At 69.1% G+C, this 17968-nt stretch carries 15 protein-coding genes and 2 pseudogenes; 2 read left to right on the top strand and 15 right to left on the bottom strand.

Annotated elements, in window-relative coordinates; translation table 11 throughout:
- Window positions 1–71: 71 nt before the first annotated feature.
- The 3 genes from ACE2AC_RS01265 to ACE2AC_RS01275 all read right to left on the bottom strand — a co-directional run bounded on the left by ACE2AC_RS01265 (window position 72) and on the right by ACE2AC_RS01275 (window position 2207).
- On the bottom strand, window positions 72–428 hold the full coding sequence (locus ACE2AC_RS01265) for an iron chaperone (RefSeq protein WP_375690328.1): 357 nt from the start codon (window positions 426–428) through the stop codon (window positions 72–74).
- Window positions 425–1912 (bottom strand): amidophosphoribosyltransferase, encoded by a 1488-nt coding sequence (gene purF / locus ACE2AC_RS01270; protein WP_375690329.1) that lies wholly within the window; start codon window positions 1910–1912, stop codon window positions 425–427. Before purF ends, ACE2AC_RS01265 begins: the two co-directional genes overlap by 4 nt.
- Window positions 1913–2000: 88 nt before the next feature.
- The gene (locus ACE2AC_RS01275; RefSeq protein WP_375690330.1) at window positions 2001–2207 is read right to left on the bottom strand and encodes a hypothetical protein; all 207 of its coding nucleotides are present in this window, start codon (window positions 2205–2207) and stop codon (window positions 2001–2003) included.
- A 141-nt stretch (window positions 2208–2348) separates the two neighbouring features.
- Between ACE2AC_RS01275 and ACE2AC_RS01280 the strand changes: the two genes are divergently transcribed.
- On the top strand, window positions 2349–3539 hold the full coding sequence (locus tag ACE2AC_RS01280; protein WP_375690331.1) for an alpha/beta fold hydrolase: 1191 nt from the start codon (window positions 2349–2351) through the stop codon (window positions 3537–3539).
- A 3-nt stretch (window positions 3540–3542) separates the two neighbouring features.
- On the opposite strand, the gene ACE2AC_RS01285 is transcribed toward ACE2AC_RS01280, so the two are convergent.
- The 8 genes and pseudogenes from ACE2AC_RS01285 to ACE2AC_RS01320 form a co-directional block, all read right to left on the bottom strand.
- A complete protein-coding gene (locus ACE2AC_RS01285; RefSeq protein ID WP_375690332.1) occupies window positions 3543–4103 on the bottom strand; it encodes a CvpA family protein in 561 nt (186 codons plus the stop codon).
- Between the two features lie 27 nt (window positions 4104–4130).
- Window positions 4131–5501, bottom strand: coding sequence for a DNA repair protein RadA (radA, locus tag ACE2AC_RS01290; protein WP_375690333.1), 1371 nt, complete (start codon window positions 5499–5501; stop codon window positions 4131–4133).
- 39 nt (window positions 5502–5540) lie between these two features.
- Entirely contained in the window at window positions 5541–6299 is a 759-nt protein-coding gene (locus tag ACE2AC_RS01295; RefSeq protein WP_375690334.1) for a DNA repair protein, read from the bottom strand.
- A 129-nt stretch (window positions 6300–6428) separates the two neighbouring features.
- Window positions 6429–6884: a paraquat-inducible protein A gene (locus tag ACE2AC_RS01300; RefSeq protein ID WP_375690335.1), complete on the bottom strand. Its 456-nt coding sequence runs from the start codon at window positions 6882–6884 to the stop codon at window positions 6429–6431.
- Between the two features lies 1 nt (window position 6885).
- Window positions 6886–7626: an ABC transporter ATP-binding protein gene (locus ACE2AC_RS01305; protein ID WP_375690336.1), complete on the bottom strand. Its 741-nt coding sequence runs from the start codon at window positions 7624–7626 to the stop codon at window positions 6886–6888.
- The gene (locus ACE2AC_RS01310) at window positions 7623–8408 is read right to left on the bottom strand and encodes an MlaE family ABC transporter permease (protein ID WP_375690337.1); all 786 of its coding nucleotides are present in this window, start codon (window positions 8406–8408) and stop codon (window positions 7623–7625) included. The genes ACE2AC_RS01305 and ACE2AC_RS01310 overlap by 4 nt, the downstream gene beginning before the upstream one ends.
- A gap of 2 nt (window positions 8409–8410) precedes the next feature.
- A pseudogene (gene alr / locus ACE2AC_RS01315) lies at window positions 8411–9455 on the bottom strand (alanine racemase).
- Window positions 9456–9530: 75 nt separating this feature from the next.
- Entirely contained in the window at window positions 9531–11744 is a 2214-nt protein-coding gene (locus ACE2AC_RS01320) for a DUF1194 domain-containing protein (protein ID WP_375690338.1), read from the bottom strand.
- Between the two features lie 143 nt (window positions 11745–11887).
- On the opposite strand from ACE2AC_RS01320, the pseudogene ACE2AC_RS01325 reads away from it, so the two are divergent.
- Window positions 11888–13110 (top strand): annotated as a pseudogene (locus ACE2AC_RS01325) (MFS transporter); the annotation flags it as partial.
- A gap of 113 nt (window positions 13111–13223) precedes the next feature.
- Here the strand turns inward: ACE2AC_RS01325 and ACE2AC_RS01330 are convergent.
- The 4 genes from ACE2AC_RS01330 to ACE2AC_RS01345 all read right to left on the bottom strand — a co-directional run bounded on the left by ACE2AC_RS01330 (window position 13224) and on the right by ACE2AC_RS01345 (window position 17965).
- On the bottom strand, window positions 13224–14684 hold the full coding sequence (locus ACE2AC_RS01330) for a replicative DNA helicase (RefSeq protein ID WP_375692053.1): 1461 nt from the start codon (window positions 14682–14684) through the stop codon (window positions 13224–13226).
- A gap of 400 nt (window positions 14685–15084) precedes the next feature.
- Complete coding sequence (locus ACE2AC_RS01335; protein WP_375690339.1) at window positions 15085–15762, bottom strand: orotate phosphoribosyltransferase; 678 nt, start codon at window positions 15760–15762, stop codon at window positions 15085–15087.
- A gap of 150 nt (window positions 15763–15912) precedes the next feature.
- A complete protein-coding gene (gene pyrC, locus ACE2AC_RS01340; RefSeq protein WP_375690340.1) occupies window positions 15913–16953 on the bottom strand; it encodes a dihydroorotase in 1041 nt (346 codons plus the stop codon).
- 52 nt (window positions 16954–17005) lie between these two features.
- Window positions 17006–17965, bottom strand: a complete 960-nt coding sequence (locus ACE2AC_RS01345; RefSeq protein WP_375690341.1) for a phosphoadenosine phosphosulfate reductase — start codon at window positions 17963–17965, stop codon at window positions 17006–17008.
- Window positions 17966–17968: the final 3 nt, after the last annotated feature.

Genomic DNA, 17968 nt, shown 5'->3' on the forward strand with positions numbered 1-17968 from the left:
TTAACCTTGGTGAAAGGAGGGGCGCCGGGTGACGCTGCGGCATCGGCGGGGTGCCGCCGGGGAAAGCCGGGTCAGGCCCCGATCTCGGCCCGGCGGGCAGCGATCACGGCGTCGAGGACGGCGTCGGGAATGTCCCGGTCCCACGGCGCGCGCAGGGTGCCGCGGTCGATGGTGAGACCCTCGGGCGCGGGGCCCACGGCAGAGAGGGCGGTGCCGGAATGCGGGTAGAGCGCGTAATGTGCCTTCCACGCCGCGTAGCCGAGGATGACCTTGCCGTTGGGCATCCGGAAGCCGGGCATGGCGTACGAGATGACCTCGACCGCGTCGGGGAGGCGGGCGTTGATGCGGGCGCGCAGGGCCGCCAGCCGGGCGGCCCGGTCGGCGGGCAGGGGCGCGAGGTAGGCGTCGTGGTCCGCGGGCGCGGTCACTCTGCCGCCTTCAGCTCGAACCCCTTCTCGATCATGTCGGCGGGTTCGACCGGGTATTCACCCGAGAAGCAGGCGTCGCAGTACTGCGGGCACTTGTTGTCGCGGCCCTTCGCCTCGCCAACGGCGCGGTAGAGGCCGTCCAGCGAGATGAACTTGAGGCTATCGACGGCGAGGTGATCGCGCATCTCGTCCTCGGACATCGTCGCCGCCAGCAGCTTTTCGCGCTGCGGGGTGTCGACGCCGTAGAAGCAGGGCCAGGCGGTCGGCGGGGAAGCGATGCGGAAATGCACCTCGGCCGCGCCGGCGTCGAGGATCATTTCCTTGATCTTGCGCGAGGTGGTGCCGCGCACCACCGAGTTGTCGACCAGGATCACCCGCTTGCCCTGGATCAGGGCGCGGTTGACGTTGAGCTTGAGGCGGACACCCATGTTCCGGATCTGCTCGGTCGGTTCGATGAAGGTCCGGCCCATGTACTGGTTGCGGATGATCCCCATGGCATAGGGGATGCCCGACTGCTGGGAAAAGCCGATCGCCGCGGGCGTGCCGCTGTCGGGCACCGGGCAGACGAGATCGGCTTCGACCGGGGCTTCCTTGGCCAGCTCGACGCCGATCTGGCGGCGGGTCTCGTAGACCGAGCGGCCGCCGAGGATCGAATCCGGGCGGCTGAAGTAGACGTGTTCGAAGATGCAGAAGCGCGGCGACTGCGGGCGGAAGGGACGGCGGCTCTCGATGCCCTTCTCGGTGATGACGACCATCTCGCCCGGCTCGATCTCGCGCACGAACTGGGCGCCGATGATGTCGAGCGCGCAGGTTTCCGAGCTGAGGACATGGCCGTCGGCCACCTTGCCCAGCACCAGCGGGCGCACGCCCAGCGGATCGCGCACGCCGATCAACTGCGTGGCGGTCATGGCGACGACGGAAAACGCGCCCTCGACCCGGCGGAGCGCATCCTCCATCCGTTCCGGCAGGCCCTTCTGCAGGGACCGCGCCATCAGGTGCACGATGCATTCGCTGTCGGACGAGGACTGGAAGATCGACCCGCGCTCGATCAGCTCGCGGCGGAGCGCGTCGGCATTGGTGATGTTGCCGTTGTGCGCGATGGCCGCGCCGCCCATGGCAAATTCGCCGAAGAAGGGCTGCACGTCGCGGATCTGGGTGGCGCCCTTCGACCCGGCGGTGGAATAGCGGACATGGCCGATCCCAATCGGGCCGGGCAGCGTGTCCATCACCGACTGCGAGGTGAAGTTGTCGCGGATGTAGCCGAACCGGCGGGCCGAGTTGAACCCGTGCTCGGCGTCGTGCGTGACGATGCCGCCGGCCTCCTGTCCGCGGTGCTGCAGGGCGTGCAGGCCGAGGGCGACGAAGCTCGCCGCGTCGGTCACCCCGATGGCACCGAAGACGCCGCATTCCTCGTGCAGCTTGTCGTCGTCCCAGGGGTGGCGGGGAAGGTCCTTGGCGGGGCTGTCAGGCAGGTGGCTGGACAAGGGAGCGGCTCCGAATCCTATCGCGCTTGGGCCCTAGTTAAGACTTCCCGGCCGTTATGTCACGAAAGGATCACAGAAGGTTGTAGCGCTATCCCTTCGCAACGCGCGCCTGACGTGAAGTCAGGCTTCCTGCCGCCCGAAACGGCAGGCTGATCAGGCCGCCAAGGGCGCGGAAAAGCCCCCGGGCCAGGTGGTGGGCCTGCGCGCCGCGCATCTGGCGGCCGCGGGCGGCGTAGTGCGCGGTGTCGATCGATCCGTCGGCGCGCAGGACGATGTCGTCGGTATGGGGCTGCATGGTGTGTCTCCTGTCTTGCCCGGCCAGGATGCCGGTCGTTGGGCCGACGCGCTTGAAGACGGTCCTGAGATGCCCTTGGGATTCTCCTGATTTACGACCGAAGGTCTTGAGGCGACGCGGGATGCGTCCTTAACTGCCCGGATGATCTATCGTTTTGCGGATTGCCAGCTGGACACGGACCGCCACGCCCTGCGCGTGGCCGGGGCCGAGGTGCACGTGGAGCCGCAGGTCTTTGCGCTGCTGCGTCTTCTGGCTGAAAGCGGCGGACGTCTGGTGACCCGCGACGAGATCGTCGAAGGGGTCTGGGACGGACGGATCGTGTCGGAGGCGACGATCAGCGCCCGGATCAGCGCGGCGCGGCAGGCGGTCGGCGACGACGGCCAGCGGCAGGCGGTGATCCGGACGGTCACGCGGCGCGGGCTGCAGATGGCGGTGCCGGTCGAGACGGATGCCGGGGCCTCGGCCGCGCCCGTCCGCACGGCGATCCCGCACCAGGTGATCCGGATGACGACCTCGGCCGACGGGACCGGGATCGCCTGGGCCAAGTCGGGAGAGGGACCGCCGCTGCTGCGCGCCGGGCACTGGCTGTCGCACCTCGAGCTCGACTGGGAAAGCCCGGTCTGGCGGCCGCTGATCGAACGCTTCGGGACGGGGCACACGCTCTATCGCTACGATCCGCGCGGCACCGGGTTGTCGGATCGCGATTGCGACGCCTTGACGATCGACGCCTTCGTCGCCGACCTGAAGGCGGTGGCGGACGCGGCGGGGCTGGAGCGGTTCGCGCTTTACGCCGTGTCGCAGAGCGTGCCGATCGCGGTGGCCTTTGCCGCCCGCTACCCCGACCGCGTCGCGGCGATGGTCCTGCACGCGGGCTTTGTCGAGGGCAGCAAGGTGCGCGACCGGCGCGAGGGGACGGCGATGACCGAGACCTTCCTGAACCTGATCCGCAACGGCTGGGGGCGCGAGGACAGCGCCTTCATGCAGGCGTTTTCGTCGCTTTTCCTGCCGACCGGCACGCCGGACCAGATCGCGAGCTTCGTGCATATGCAGGTCGAGAGTGCCACGCCCGAGCTGGCGGCCCGGCTGCGCACGGCCATCGGCGAGATCGACGCGAGCGGGGACCTGCCGCGCGTCGCCTGCCCGGTGCTGGTGAGCCATGCGCGGGGTGACGCGGTGCAGCCGTTCTCGCAGGGCCAGGCGCTGGCGCGGGGGCTGCGGGACGCACGGTTCGTCGCGCTCGACAGCGCCTGCCACATCATCCCGCCCCAGGAAGCGGCCTGGGATCACGTGATGACCGCGGCCGAGGCATTCCTGGCCGAAGTCGGGGTCTGAGGATTACTGCGGCTGTTCGCAGGAGCCGACGAGGCCCTCGTACTGGGTGGTGATCCAGCCAAGCGCGCGTTCCGGATCCTCGCTGTCGATCTTGCCGGTGACCTGGGCAAAGACCTGGGCCGAGCGGCTGTCATCGACCAGCGGGATGTCCTGCGAGGTCAGCATGGTGTCGTAGACGAAGAAGGCGATCGCCACGAGGAGCACGCCGCGCGCCGCGCCGAAGAAGAAGCCGAGCGCCTGGTCGAGCCCGCCCAGCACCGACTTGTTCACTGCCGAGGAGAAGAACGGCGTGAAGAGCGAGGCGATGAGCAGCGCGATGGCAAAGACCGCCGCGAAGGCGGTGATCATCGACAGTTCGCAGCTGTCCGAGATGAAGTCGCCGAGGAAGGGAACCTCCTTGACCAGCGGCTGGACGGAGGGCGCGAAGATGTAGGCGACAATGGCCGCGACGACCCAGCCCGCGATGGCGAGCACCTCGCGCAGGAAGCCGCGCGAATAGGCCAGAATGGCCGACAGCACGATGATTGCGGCCACCACGCCGTCAATGATGGTAAAGCCTTCCATGTCGCTCCCGTTCCTAGCGGAGCACGGTTAACCCGCGCCGAAAATCTCGCCCACGAAAGTGGTCAGATCCGTCATGCGCGTCACCTTTAACCCACTTTCACCGCCCGGCTTGCCTCCGGCCGGGGCGATGGCCGATGAGAAACCAAGTTTCGCGGCCTCTTTCAACCTGTTTTCCGTTTGCGTCACCGGGCGCAGGGCGCCGGACAGGGAAATCTCGCCAAAAACGACACACTCGGCGGGCAGGGCGGTGTCTTCTCTGGCCGACAGTAGCGCCGCGGCCACAGCCAGATCGGCCGCCGGTTCGCCGATTTTCAGGCCGCCGGCGACGTTGAGATAGACGTCGAGCCCGGCAAAGGGGATGCCGCAGCGGGATTCCAGCACGGCGAGGATCATCGCCAGGCGGCCGCCGTCCCAGCCCACGACCGACCGCCTGGGCTGCGAATGCGGGCTGGGCGCGACGAGGGCCTGGAATTCGACCAGCACGGGGCGCGTGCCCTCGATGCCGGCAAAGACGGCCGAGCCCGGGGCGGGCGTGCCGCGGTCGGACAGGAACAGGGCCGAGGGGTTGGCGACCTCGCTGAGGCCGCTGCCGGTCATCTCGAAAACGCCGATCTCGTCCGCGGGGCCGAAGCGGTTCTTGACCGCGCGCAGGATGCGGAACTGGTGGCCGCGCTCGCCCTCGAAATAGAGCACGGTGTCGACCATGTGCTCGACCACGCGGGGGCCTGCGATCTGGCCTTCCTTGGTGACGTGGCCGACGAGGATCACCGCGCTGCCGCGCCGCTTGGCAAAGGCCGTCAGCTCATGCGCCGCCGCGCGGACCTGCGAGACGGAGCCGGGCGCGCTGTCGACGCTGTCGGACCACATGGTCTGGATCGAGTCGACGATCACGAGGTCGGGGCGTTCGGCGTCGAGCGTCGTCAGGATGTCGCGCAGCACGGTCTCCGAGGCCAGCTGCACCGGTGCCTGGCTGAGGCCGAGGCGTTCGGCCCGCATGCGGACCTGCGCCGCCGCTTCCTCGCCCGAGATGTAGAAGGTCTTGAGGCCGCGGGACGCGAAATGCCCGGCCGCCTGCAGCAGCAGCGTGGATTTCCCGATCCCCGGATCGCCGCCGACGAGGATGGCCGAGGCGGGGACCAGCCCGCCGCCGAGCACGCGGTCGAGTTCACCCAACCCGCTCTGGGTGCGGGGCAGCGGCGCTTCGCGGGTCGAGAGGTCGGTGAGCGTGATCGCCCGGCCGCGCTGTGCGCCGAGCGCCCCCTTGGAGGCGGGGGCGGCCGAGAGCGGCTTCTCCTCGACGATGGAGTTCCACGCGCCGCAGGCGTCGCACTGGCCGGACCACTTGGAGTGGACCGCGCCGCATTCGTTGCATGTGAAGGAGGTGGTTGCCCGCGCCATGAGGCTTCTTGCCAAGGCGCGGGCGGGTGGTCAATCGCCCTATTCGGCGGCGGGCTTGGCGAGGCCCACGATGTTGTCGGGCCGCGCCTTGTCCTTGTGCAGCGCGAGGCCGAGGTTCAGCTCGGGCAGGATGTCGTCGAGCTCGGCCTTGATGCGGTCGAGCTGGCTCTGCGCGACGGCTTCCTCGAGTTCGACGGCGTCGAGCCAGTGGCGCATGTCGTTGGTCAGCGCCTTGGCGGTTTCGAGCCGGTCATTGAAGGCGGCCAGTTCCTCCTGCCGCTGGGTGAGGAAGGTGCGGGCGCGGTTCACCTTTTCCTCGGAATAGGTATCGGCCAGCTGGTGGCTGATCTGGCTCATCTGGGCCGCGGCCTCGAGGATCTCGGGTTCCAGCGTGCCGAGGTCGGGGTGTTCGCGCAGGAAGGCGATGCGTTCGCGCACCGCGTCGAACTCGTGCGACATGCGGAACATACCTTCGCGGTCGGCGGTGTGGGCGGTGTAGTAGGCATGGGCCACGTCCTGCATCGAGATGCGGAAGTCGCGGTGCGAGCGTTCCAGCGCCATGACCCGGCCGTTGGTGGGCAGGTAGGTGCAGAGCGCCAGTGCCAGCAGGGCAAGGCCGATCAGCGCCCACATGCCGGCATCCTCGACCGGCTGGCCGTTCCACGAGACCGCGAGCTCGGGCCAGGCGATGACGCCGAAGGCCGCGAGGGCGACCGCGGCGGACAACCCGAGGGCGATCAGCAGCAGCAGCGCCATCGACAATGGTTGCAACACATTCGTGATGAGAAGCGTGAGCATCCCGCTGGGATGACTATGGGCCTTGTAAGCCATGGCGCTGACCCCCCGGTCTGGCGATTGAGAAATCGATTCGGCAAACAATTGCCGCCAGTATAACACGGGTTGACTCGAAATGTTCCGCGCGGTCAGTCAGTTAGCGCGAGCAGTTGCAGCAATCCGGTGCTCGGTCATCCACGACAGGAGGAGCGAGCTGAAGATGCAGGCAGTGAAGAGGTAGAGGCCCCAGGCGGTTTCGACCCGCCCGACACCGATCCCCTTGGACAAGGCAATGTAGAGCGAAATCAGGAAGATATCGGCCATTGCCAATCTTCCGCTCCATTCCGCGATCCGCAGCGTGCGCGGCCCGGCGCGGCCGATCTGGACTGCAGCCATGGCGAGAATTTTGGCATATGGTGCAATCAGGGCGAAAAACGCCACCACGAGCGCAAGGAAGATGTCTGTTTCCCAGAGAGATACAATGCCGGACCAGATGGATATTTTGTCCATGCCGAAGATGGGCAGGAGTCCGGCCCTGAGCAGCGGTGCAACCCACGCGACGGGGTAGAGAACCAGCAACGCGAGGCTGCCGGCGATCAGCCAGCGCATGTCAGCGCACCGCCTCGATCGGGCCCTCGGCGCGGCCATGGATGAACTGGTCGAGGTAGGGATCGCCGCTGTCGTCCATCTGCGCGACAGGGCCGGTCCAGCGGATCTTGCCCCCGTGCAGCATCGCGACGCGGTCGGCGATGGCGCGCACGCTGGTCATGTCGTGGGTGATGGTGACGGCGGTGGCGCCCATCTCGACCACGATCTCGCGGATCAGCTCGTTGATGACGCCGGCCATGATCGGGTCGAGCCCGGTGGTCGGTTCGTCGAAAAAGATGATCTCGGGCTCGGCGGCGATGGCGCGGGCGAGGCCCACGCGCTTCTGCATGCCGCCCGAAAGCTCGGCCGGCAGGCGGTCGGCGACGTCTGGCTTGAGGCCCACCCGGCGCAGCTTTTCGATCGCGATCTCGTGCGCCTCGGCCCTGGGCCGCTTGAGCGAGCCGCGCAGCAGGCGGAAGGCGACGTTCTGCCAGACCGGCAGGGAGTCGAAGAGCGCGCCGCCCTGGAAGAGCATCCCGAAGCGGGCGAGGAAGGCATCGCGGTCCTGGGCGCCGTCGCCCTCGACCTCGATCCGGCCGCTGTCGGGCTGGATCAGGCCCAGCACGCATTTCAGCGCCACCGACTTGCCGGTGCCCGACCCGCCGATGATGACCATGCTCTCGCCCTTGGGCACGTCGAGCGTCATGCCGCGCAGCACGTGGTTGGTTCCGAAGGATTTGTGGACGTCGATGTAGCGGATCATAGCGTGAAAAAGACCCCCGTGAGGAGGAAGTTCGCGGCCAGGATCAGCACCGCGGCCGCCTCGACCGCGGTCTTGGTGGCCGCGCCCACGCCCTGCGCGCCGCGGCCCGAGGTCATGCCGAAGTGGCAGCCCATCAGCGCCGCGATCACGCCGAAAACCGCGCCCTTGACCAGGGACGAGATCACGTCGAGCGGTTCGAGAAAGTCGATGGTGTTCTTGAGGTAGGCCGCCGGGTTGAAGCCCAACTGCCCGGTTGCCACCCAGTAGCCGCCGAAGATGCCGATGACGTCGCCGACGCCGACGAGGATCGGCACGGTGATCAGCGCGGCCAGCACGCGCGGCACGGTGAGGTACTTCATCGGGTGGGTCGAGAGGGTGACCAGCGCGTCGATCTGTTCGGTGACCTTCATGGTCGCGATCTCGGCCGCGATGGACGAGGTGACGCGCGCCGCGATCATCAGCCCGACGAGGACCGGGCCCAGTTCGCGCACCATGCCGATGGCGACGATCTGCGGCACGACCGCCTCGGCCTGGAAGCGCGCGCCGCCGGCATAGATCTGCAGTGCCAACGCGCCGCCGGTGAAGACGGCGGTCAGGCCCACGACGGGCAGAGAGGCCCAGCCGATCGACATCAGCGCCGTGCCGAATTCGCGCGGGTAGAACGGCGGGCGGAAGACGTGGCTGATCGTGTCGAGGAAAAAGAGCGTGATCCGCCCGATCAGCGCCAGCAGGCCCAGGACCCGCGCGCCGATGCCGGCCAGACCGCGTGTGAGCACGCCCATGCTCAGCCGCCCGCGTAGCGTCGGCGGTAGCGATGGCCGAGCGATGTGAGGATCTCGTATCCGATGGTGCCGGCGTTGTCGGCCAGCGTGTCGACGCCCTGTTGCTGGCCGAGCAGCGTCAGAAGTCTCGGGCACCTCGGGCAGGTGGGTGATATCGACGGTGATCAGGTCCATCGAGATGCGGCCGCGGATCGGGCAGGGCGTGTCGCCGTGGTACATCGAGGTCAGCGTCGCCATCGCCCGGTGCAGACCGTCGGCGTAGCCGGCCGAGACGGTGGCAATGCGGGTCGGCTGTTCGGCGGTCCAGGTGTTGCCGTAGCCGACGGTTTCGCCCGGCAGGACCTCGCGCGTCTGGATGACCGGCAGGTCGAGGTGGGCCACCGGCCGCGCGCCGTCGAAGGGGCGGCCGCCGTAGAGCCCGACGCCCGGGCGGGTCAGGTCGAAATGGTACCTGGGCCCCAGCAGGATGCCGCCCGTGGCCGAGAGCGAGCGCGGCACGTCCAGCCCCTCGGTCATCGCGGTGAAGGCGGCGAGCTGCTGTTCGTTCATCGGGTGGTCGGGTTCGTCCGCGCAGGCGAGGTGCGACATGACGAGGGTCAGCTTCTGCTCCTCGGCGATGGCACGGACGGCCTGCCATTCGGCGGGCTCCATCCCGAGGCGGTTCATCCCGCTGTCGAGCTGCACGCCGAAGCGGTGGCCCGGCAGCGCCTCGACATGGCGGAGCATCTGGTCGAGCGAGTTGATCATCGGCACGAGGTCGAGATCGTGGATCATGTCGGTGTCGCCGCGCATGTGCCCGCCGAAGACGTTGATCTCGACATTGGGGCCGAGCGCCTCGCGGACGGCGGCGCCTTCCTCGGCCGCGGCGACGAAGAAGCGGCGCGCCCCGGCCTTGGCCAGCGCGCGGGCGACCCGTCCGGCGCCCAGGCCGTAGCCGTCGGCCTTGACCACCGCGGCGGATTCCACCCGGTCGGCCGAAAGAGCGTTCAGCGCCTGCCAGTTGGCGATCAGCGCGTCGAGGTCGATGGTAAGCTGTCCCGTTCCCATGCGCGTTGTTCTGGCCCCGGGGCGCGAGGGGCGCAAGGGTCAAAACGTCGCCGTCACGTCACTGTGGCGCGGCGGTCAGGGTTCCCAGTTGTTGCGGTAGTTTTCCCAGATCTTTTCGCCCACGAGGCAGTCATACGTGCCGTCCGACGCGGCGCGGATCAGGCGGGGGGCGGTGGCGCGGGGCGGGGCGGGCGCCGGGGTCAGGCCGGCGATTTCCAGCACCAGTTTGCGCCGGACTGCGCTGGCGAATTCGGCCCAGTCGGTGACCGGGATGACGAAGCTGCCGGTGCCGCCGGTCACGCAGTCGGTGTAGTAGCGATCCAGGTCCTCGAGCTGCCACTGGCTGCCCATGCCTTCCTGCGTCATCAGCGGCAGGCCATTGATGGTGATGCCCTGCGCCAGCACCCGGTCGCGGGCGGGCAGGACCGGGCCGCCGTCGTTGTTGGGCCCGTCGCCCGAGATGTCGATCACCCGGCGCAGGCCGGTGTACCCGTTGTCCTCGAACATGCCGGCCCCGGCGAGCAGCGCGGACGAGATCGAGGTGCGGCGCATCCCGGTGGCGAAATGCGTGGTCAGGGTGGCGGCAAACGCCTCGGCATCCGCGCGGGAGCCGATGATGGCCCAGTCGTGCACCACCCGCTGGGCATAGCTGCCGGCCCATTCGACATAGGCGATGGCGATATGGCCCAGGAACCCTTCGCCGATGGCGTCGATCACGGCGTCCGAGACCAGCGCCTCGGCATAGCCCTTGCGCTGGATCTCGAGCTCGCGCGGGGTCATCGAACGCGATACATCGACCAGCAGCAGAAGCTCGACGTCGACCTCGACCGCGTTCGGATCCCATGGTTCGACCTGTGCCCTGAGCGGACCTGAGGCGAGGAGGGCGAGGCAGAGGAGGAGGGCGCGGCGCATGGGCAAAGTGTCCCAGCGTAAGGTTAACGTGTCCAGAACAACCCTGCGGTGCACGAAAAGGTGAAGCGGACCGCCGCCGGGCCGCCCTGCAACTGCCGCTTCAGGCGGCGTCGCGGAGCGGGGCGGCGCGTCCTTGGGCGCGTCCTCTTCGGGCAGCAGCCGGCGGACGGCCCAGCGGGCGGTCAGCCCGTGGATCAGGGTCGAGGCGAAGATGACATACACCACCAGCGCCCAGAGGGCATGTTCGTTGACGAACTCGATATGGCTGGCGGCATAGGCAAGGTAATAGACCGACCCGATGCCGCGCACCCCGTAGAAGGCCGTCAGCCAGCGCTGCCCGTCGCGCATCCCCGACCCGGCCAGCCCGATCCGGCCCGCCAGCGGGCGGATCACCAGCAGCAGGCCAAAGCCGATCAGGCTGTGGCGCCAGTCGAGCTCGGACCAGAGGGCGGGCATCAGGCTGCCCAGCAGGACCAGCAGGATCGCCGTGACCGCCTGTTCGATCGATTCCGAAAAGACGTGCAGGCGGTGGTGGATGCGGTGATCCTCTTCTCCGCGGCGGCAGACCAGCCCGGCGACGAAGGCGGCGATGAAGCCATAGCCCTCGGCCAGTTCGACGACGCCGTAGCCCAGCAGGACGGCGCCGAGCGCCAGTGACCCGGGGCCCGCATCCGCCAGCCGCCGGTTGCCGACGCCCGAGAACAGCAGCCGTGCCACCAGCCAGCCGATCGCCGCGCCCAGCACCGCGCCGACGGCGATCCGGTAGACCACGTCGAGCAGCAGCCAGTTCGTGAGCCAGCCGCCCTCGGGCGCCACGGCGAGGTGCAGGGCAAGGTAGACGAAGGGAAAGGCCAGCCCGTCGTTCAGCCCCGCCTCGGTCGTCAGGGTGAAGCGCACCGGGTGTTCGCGCCCCTGCAGCGGCGGGCCGACCTGCACGTCGCCCGCCAGCACCGGATCGGTCGGGGCCAACACCGCGCCCAGCACCACGGCGCCGGCCAGCGTCAGCCCGCCCAGCCACCAGCCGAGGAAGGCGACCGCGGCGATGGTCAGGGGCATGGTGACGACCAGAAGCCCGATGGTCGGCCGCCAGTGGGTCAGCCGGCCGGGGTCGTCGATCCTGAGCCCGGTGGCGAACAGCACGACGATGACGACAAGCTCGGCCGCGATTTCCCAGACCTTGGGGTTCTCGGCCGGGTCGAGGAACGCGGTCGCGCCGGGAAAGAGGAGCGCCAGCAGGAACCCCGACAGCATCAGCAGCGCCGAGCCGGCGGGCGGTCGGCGGAAGAGGTGCATCGGCAGCCACCACGACAGCAGCAATGCGCCGCCGGTGACCGCCATCAGGACGTGGTACGGGGTGAAGTCGAAAAAGTCCGCCATTGGTCCGAAAAACGCCGTACGGGGGCGGCGGGTTCCCGGACGTGCCCCGGCGAAAAGTGGTCCCCTGCCGGGGCAGACCCGTATCAGGGGGACGCCTCCGCCGTCCCGGCGGCGCGGCGCCACCTTGCCAGGGGGATCACCGCGTGAGCAGCGCACCATCCGAACCGCACCGCCTCTGGGCCTATTCGACCTTTGCCGGGGTGCTCGCCGCGGCGGGGCTGCCGATCTACATCCACGCGCCCAAGTTCTTCTTTGACGAGTACGGCGTGAGCCTTGCCACCCTTGGCGTCGTGCTCTTTGCGCTGCGGCTGGTGGACGTGGTGCAGGACCCGGCGCTCGGCTGGATGTCCGGCGCTCTGGCGCGACAGCGGGCGCTGGCGGTGGCGATCTTCGGCGCGGTCATGGCGGCGGCGATGCTGGGCACCTTCGCGGTCAGCGCCCCGGTCGCGCCGCTGGCCTGGTTCGCGCTGGTGCTGGCGCCGCTCTTCACTGCGTTCAGCTTTCTCACCATCACCTTCTACGCGCAGGGGGTGGAAAAGGCCGGACGCGCGCCGGGGATGACGCACCTGCGGCTGGCCGCCTGGCGCGAGACCGGGGCGCTGGCGGGGGTCTGCCTTGCGGCGGTGGCGCCGACCCTGCTGGGCCTGGTCGCGCCCGCGCCTTTCGCCGTCTTCGCCTGGATCTTTGCCGGGGCCACGCTGGTCGCCGTGATCGCGATGCACCGGGAATGGCGCGCGACCGGGCAGGAGGCCGGGCTGGCCTTTGGCGCGATCCTGCGCGACGCGGCCGGGCGGCGGCTGCTCTGGATCGCCTTTGCCAATGCCGCACCGGTGGCCGTCACCTCGACCCTGTTCCTGTTCTTCGTCGAATACCGGCTGGCGGCGCCGGGGGCCGAGGGGCCGCTGCTGCTGCTCTTCTTCGTCTCGGCCGCCCTGAGCGCCCCGCTCTGGGGGCGGCTGGCCGGGCGGTTCGGGCTGCGTGCGACGCTGGCGGGCGGCATGGTGCTGGCGATCGTGACCTTCGGGGGGCGATCTTTCTCGGCGCGGGCGACGTGCTGCCCTTTGCGGTGGTCTGCGTGCTGTCTGGCGCGGCGGTCGGCGGCGACCTGACCCTGTTGCCCGCCGCCTTCGCCACCCATGTCGCGGCGCGGCGGGGCCCGGCGGCGCAGGCCTTCGGGCTCTGGAACTTCGTGTCGAAACTGACGCTGGCGGTGGCGGCCGGCATCGCACTGCCGGTGCTGGAGCGGGCGGGCCTCTCGGCCGGTTCGGCGCCGGGGCCCGCGGCGCTGACCACGCTGACGCTGCTCTACGCGGTGCTGCCGCTCGGGCTCAAGCTGGTGGCGCTGGCACTGCTGCTGACCGCGCCCGCCGCGACATGGCAGGAGAAGCCCGCCGGGGACGGGGCAGGGGCGTTACGGCCGCCCCACCTTCCCGAGGGAAGACAGGGCGGCACTGCTCGATAATCCGGTGTGCGGGTGGCTCAGTAGCCGGCGTCGTCGCCGCCCTGCCACTTCTTGGCCAGGTTGCCGAACCGCGTGAAGCGGCCCTCGAAGCTGAGCTCCACTGTGCCGATGGGGCCGTGGCGCTGCTTGCCGATGATCACCTCGGCCTTGCCGTGCAGGCGCTCCATGCGTTCCTGCCAGGCGGCGATCTCGTCCATCTTGTCGTCCGAGGGCTTTTCCCGTTCGACGTAGTATTCCTCGCGGAACACGAACATCACCACGTCCGCGTCCTGTTCGATCGAGCCCGATTCCCTGAGGTCCGACAGCTGCGGGCGCTTGTCCTCGCGGCTTTCCACCTGGCGCGACAGCTGCGACAGCGCGATCACCGGGATGTTCAGCTCCTTGGCGATGGCCTTCATGCCCATCGAGATCTCGGCGATCTCGTTCACCCGGTTCTCGGCGGTGCCGCGGACCAGCTGCAGGTAGTCGACGATCAAGAGGTCGAGGCCATGGGTCCGCTTCAGCCGCCGCGCCCGCGCCGCCAGCTGCGCGATCGGCAGGGCCGGCGTGTCGTCGATGTAGAGCGGGCAGGATTCCAGCGTCTTGGCGGCCTCGACGAAGCGGCGGAATTCCTCTTCGGTCATGTCGCCCTTGCGGATCTGCTCCGACGGCACCTCGGCCGCCTCGGACAGGACCCGCGCGGCCAGCTGCTCGGCGCTCATCTCGAGCGAGTAGAAGCCGACGACACCGCCGTCGATCGCCCCCTCGGTCCCGTCGTGGCGCAGGCCGCGCTTGTAGGCCTTGGCGACGTTGAACGCGATGTTGGTGGCCAGCGAGGTCTTGCCCATCGAGGGGCGGCCCGCGAGGATCAGGAGGTCCGAGGGGTGCAGGCCCCCCAGCTTCTTGTCCATGTCGATCAGCCCGGTTGAGATGCCGGCCAGCCCGCCGTCCCGCTGGTAGGCGGCGTTGGCGACGTTGACCGCATCGGTGACGGCGCGCAGGAAGGACACGAAGCCGCTTTCGGTCTGGCCCTGTTCCGACAGCTTGTAGAGCTGCTGCTCGGCCTCGACGATCTGTTCCTTGGGTTCGGATTTCACATCGACCTTGGCCGCCTTGGCCGAGATCTCCTGCCCGAGCGCGATCAACTGGCGACGGATCGCCATGTCATAGATCATCTGGGCGTAGTCCTTGGCGGCGTAGGCGCTGACGGCGGCCCCGGCGATCCGGGCCAGGTAGGCCGGACCGCCGAGTTCCTTCAGCCCCTCGTCGTCTTCGAGGAACGCCTTCAGCGTGACGGGGGACGCAAGGTTGTTCTTGGCGATACGCGCCGCGGCCGTCTCGAAGATCCGTGCGTGCACGGGTTCGTAGAAGTGCTGCGGCCCGATGATCCCGGCGATCTTGTCGTAGATGTCGTTGTTGGTGAGCAGCGCCCCCAGCAACTGTTGCTCCGCCTCGATCGAATGCGGAATCCGGTCCGCAGTGTCGGCCTCGGACGCCATCGCGCCCGCCGCGTCAATCCTCGCGTGGTCGTTCATTCTGTCCCCTCGCAGCCGCAGGCGGCCACGGCGCTCCCCATGCGCCGGTCTGCCCGAAATGCCTCGATCCGCGCGCCTCGCATGGCGCGTCTTGCTGTATCGGCACCTTTACCCAAGCCACCCCGCGCCGGGCAAACTGTATAAGCTGTGGATGGTTTGTGCATAAGCGGACCCTACCACATCTATCCGGGCTCAGCGAGCCTTCCGCGAGATGTTGGGAAAACGAGGGGGTCGCTATACGAAGGTATACGGTGAATTTTCGCGCATCGCCCCCGCGCCGCCGATGCGGCGGCGCAGCAACTCGCCCGCGATGCGAAAATTCGGGCGCCGCGCCGCCGCGTCGGCGGGGCGGGCGCCCGAATCGTCAGCCTTTGCGCGCCTCCTGCCAGGCCCGCGGCGCCTTGAGGAAGCTTTCGACCTCGGCCAGCGTCTCGGCGTCGAAGGCCTCGCGCCGCCGCGCCTCGGCCAGCACGTCCCACCAGGTGCAGAGGTGGTGCAGGGTCACGCCGTGGTCGCCCAGCGTCGTCTCCGTCTCGGGGAAAATGCCGTAGTAGAAGATGACCGCGGTGTGCGCGCAGGTGGCGCCGGTGTCGCGGATCGCGTCCACGAACGAGATCTTGGAGCCGCCGTCGGTGGTCAGGTCCTCGACCAGCAGGACGCGCTGGCCCTCGGTCATCTGGCCCTCGATCCGGGCGTTGCGGCCGTAGCCCTTGGGCTTCTTGCGGACATAGGTCATCGGCAGCGCCATCCGCTCGGCCACCAGCGCGGCAAAGGGAATGCCCGCCGTCTCGCCGCCCGCGATGTTGTCGAACGCCTCGAGGCCCGCGTTGCGCATCACCGTCACGGTCAGGAAGTCCATCAGGGTCGAGCGGATGCGGGGATAGGAGATCAGCTTGCGGCAGTCGATGTAGGTCGGGCTGGGCAGGCCGGAGGCGAGGGTGAAGGGCTCGGCCGCGTTGAAATGCACCGCCTGGATGTCGAGCAGCATGCCCGCGCTGAGCCGGGCGATGTCCTCGGGCGAGGGATAGGACGAGGGGATCATGCGAAGGGTCTCCTGTGGGCGAGGGGTCCTGTCTTCATCTTGCCGGGAAAACTCCCGCCGGAGGCATCGCCGCCCAAGGCGGCGATCACGGGCAGGCCCGTGCCGGTTTCGCCGGTGGCGAAAGTGGTTCGGACCAGATGAAGCCGTGGGTCAGGCATCGACCCGCCAGTGCAGCGGGAAGCCGGGATCGAAGACGGTGACGGGGCCGTCGCCGCTGTCGATCTTGGCGGGGTAGGTGACGGGATCGCCCTTGGTGAGGGTGATCGTCGCCTCGTTGGCGGGCAGGCGGTAGAAGGCGGGGCCGTTCAGCGAGGTGAAGCCCTCGAGCCGGTCGAGCGCCCCCTCGGCCTCGAACACCTCGGCCAGGACCGACATGGTGTTCGTCGCGGTGAAGCAGCCGGCGCAGCCGCACGCATGTTCCTTGAGCGGGTCGACATGCGGCGCGCTGTCGGTGCCGAGGAAGAAGCGGTCCGCGCCCGATGTCGCGGCCTTGACCAGCGCCAGGCGATGCTCCTCGCGCTTGGCGACGGGCAGGCAGTAGTAGTGCGGCTTGATCCCGCCCACGAGGATGTGGTTGCGGTTGATCACCAGGTGGTGCGTCGTGATCGTGGCGCCCAGGCTCTCGTCGGCGGCGGTGACGTAATCGACCGCCTGCGAGGTGGTGATGTGCTCCATCACCACGCGCAGCCCGGGATGGGCCCGGCGGATCGGGTCGAGCACCTTGTCGATGAACAACGCCTCGCGGTCGAAGATGTCGACCTCGGCCGCCGTCACCTCGCCATGGGTGCAGAGCGGCAGGCCGATCTCGGCCATCTTCTCGAGCACCGGGGCGATCCTGGCAAAGTCGCGCACGCCCGAGGCCGAGTTGGTGGTGGCCCCGGCCGGGTAGAGCTTGACCGCCTTCACCAGCCCGCTCGCATGCGCCGCGGCGACGTCGGCCGGATCGGTGTCCTCGGTCAGGTAGAGCGTCATCAGCGGCTCGAACGCCATGCCTTCGGGCAGCGCGGCCATGATGCGGTCGCGGTAGGCGGCGGCCTGCGCGCCGGTGACGACGGGCGGCACCAGGTTCGGCATGATGATGGCGCGGGCGAAGTGGCGCGCGGTTTCCGGCAGGACGGCCCTGAGCATCGCGCCGTCGCGCAGGTGCAGGTGCCAGTCGTCGGGGCGGCGGAGGGTCAGGCTGTGGCTCATGCGCCCGCGCATAGCGCAGGGCGCGGGCCTTTTCCAGCCCCGCCGCGCGGCATCAGCTGTCGGCGTCGCGGGCGGCGGCCAGTTCGGCGCGGCGACGGGCGGCGGCCTCTTCCAGCACCTCGAGCCGGCGGGCAAAGCGCGGCGCCTTCATCCGGGCGACCACGCTGCGGCAGAGGATGTAGGCGAGGATCGGGCGGTCCTTGACCTCGACCGCGGCCATCAGGCGCCGCAGGTAGGGCGGATAGCTGCGCCGCTTGCGCGCGAGGCGGGCAAAGGCCAGCGGCGTCAGGCGGCGGGTGCCCGCGAGTTCCAGCAGCCGCGGCAGGATCTGCATCTGCCGCAGGTCGATCTCGAGCGCGGGACCCATCCGGCGCATCCGCAGCATGGTGGTCTGCGGCCGGCGGAACAGTGCGGCGTGCATCGCGTCGAGCGGCAGGCAGGGGTCGTAGACGACAAAGGCCTGGTCGGCCGCGTCGGTCATGTCGGGGGCATAGCCGTAGCGGTTGGTGAAGTTGATCCGCCGCATCTCGGCAAAGCGGTCGTCCCAGAGGGCCACGTCGGGGTCGAGCGTGGCCTGCGGCGCCACGGCGACGACGGTGGCGCCCGGCGCCGCGACCGAGAAGGCGGCCGCCGCGTAGCCGCAGGGGCCCGCACCGTAGAAGATCACCCGGTCGAAATCCTCGAGGAAACCTTCGTCGATCAGCCGGTCGAAATAGCCGTAGACGTGGTGGTCGCGGAACCAGGTGTCGCCGTCACAGGCCAGGCACAGGTGCGACCAGCCGTGGTCGCGCACCATCTGCCAGCCGATGGGCGCGCCGTCGCTGCGCATCGCGGGCAGGGTCTCGAAGGTGACGAGCAGGGTCGAGCCATTCTCCACCAGCGCGGCGAAGTGGCGTTTCCCCAACGGCTGGAAATAGCCGTGTTCCTCGGCGATCTCCACAAACTCGTGAAGCCACTCGGCCTCGGTCAAGCCGGACAGATCCCGACTGACGGCCGTCTCGACCTCTTCCATGTC

This window comes from Pseudooceanicola sp. LIPI14-2-Ac024 (genome assembly GCF_042188925.1).
Classification (GTDB): Bacteria; Pseudomonadota; Alphaproteobacteria; order Rhodobacterales; family Rhodobacteraceae; genus Pseudooceanicola.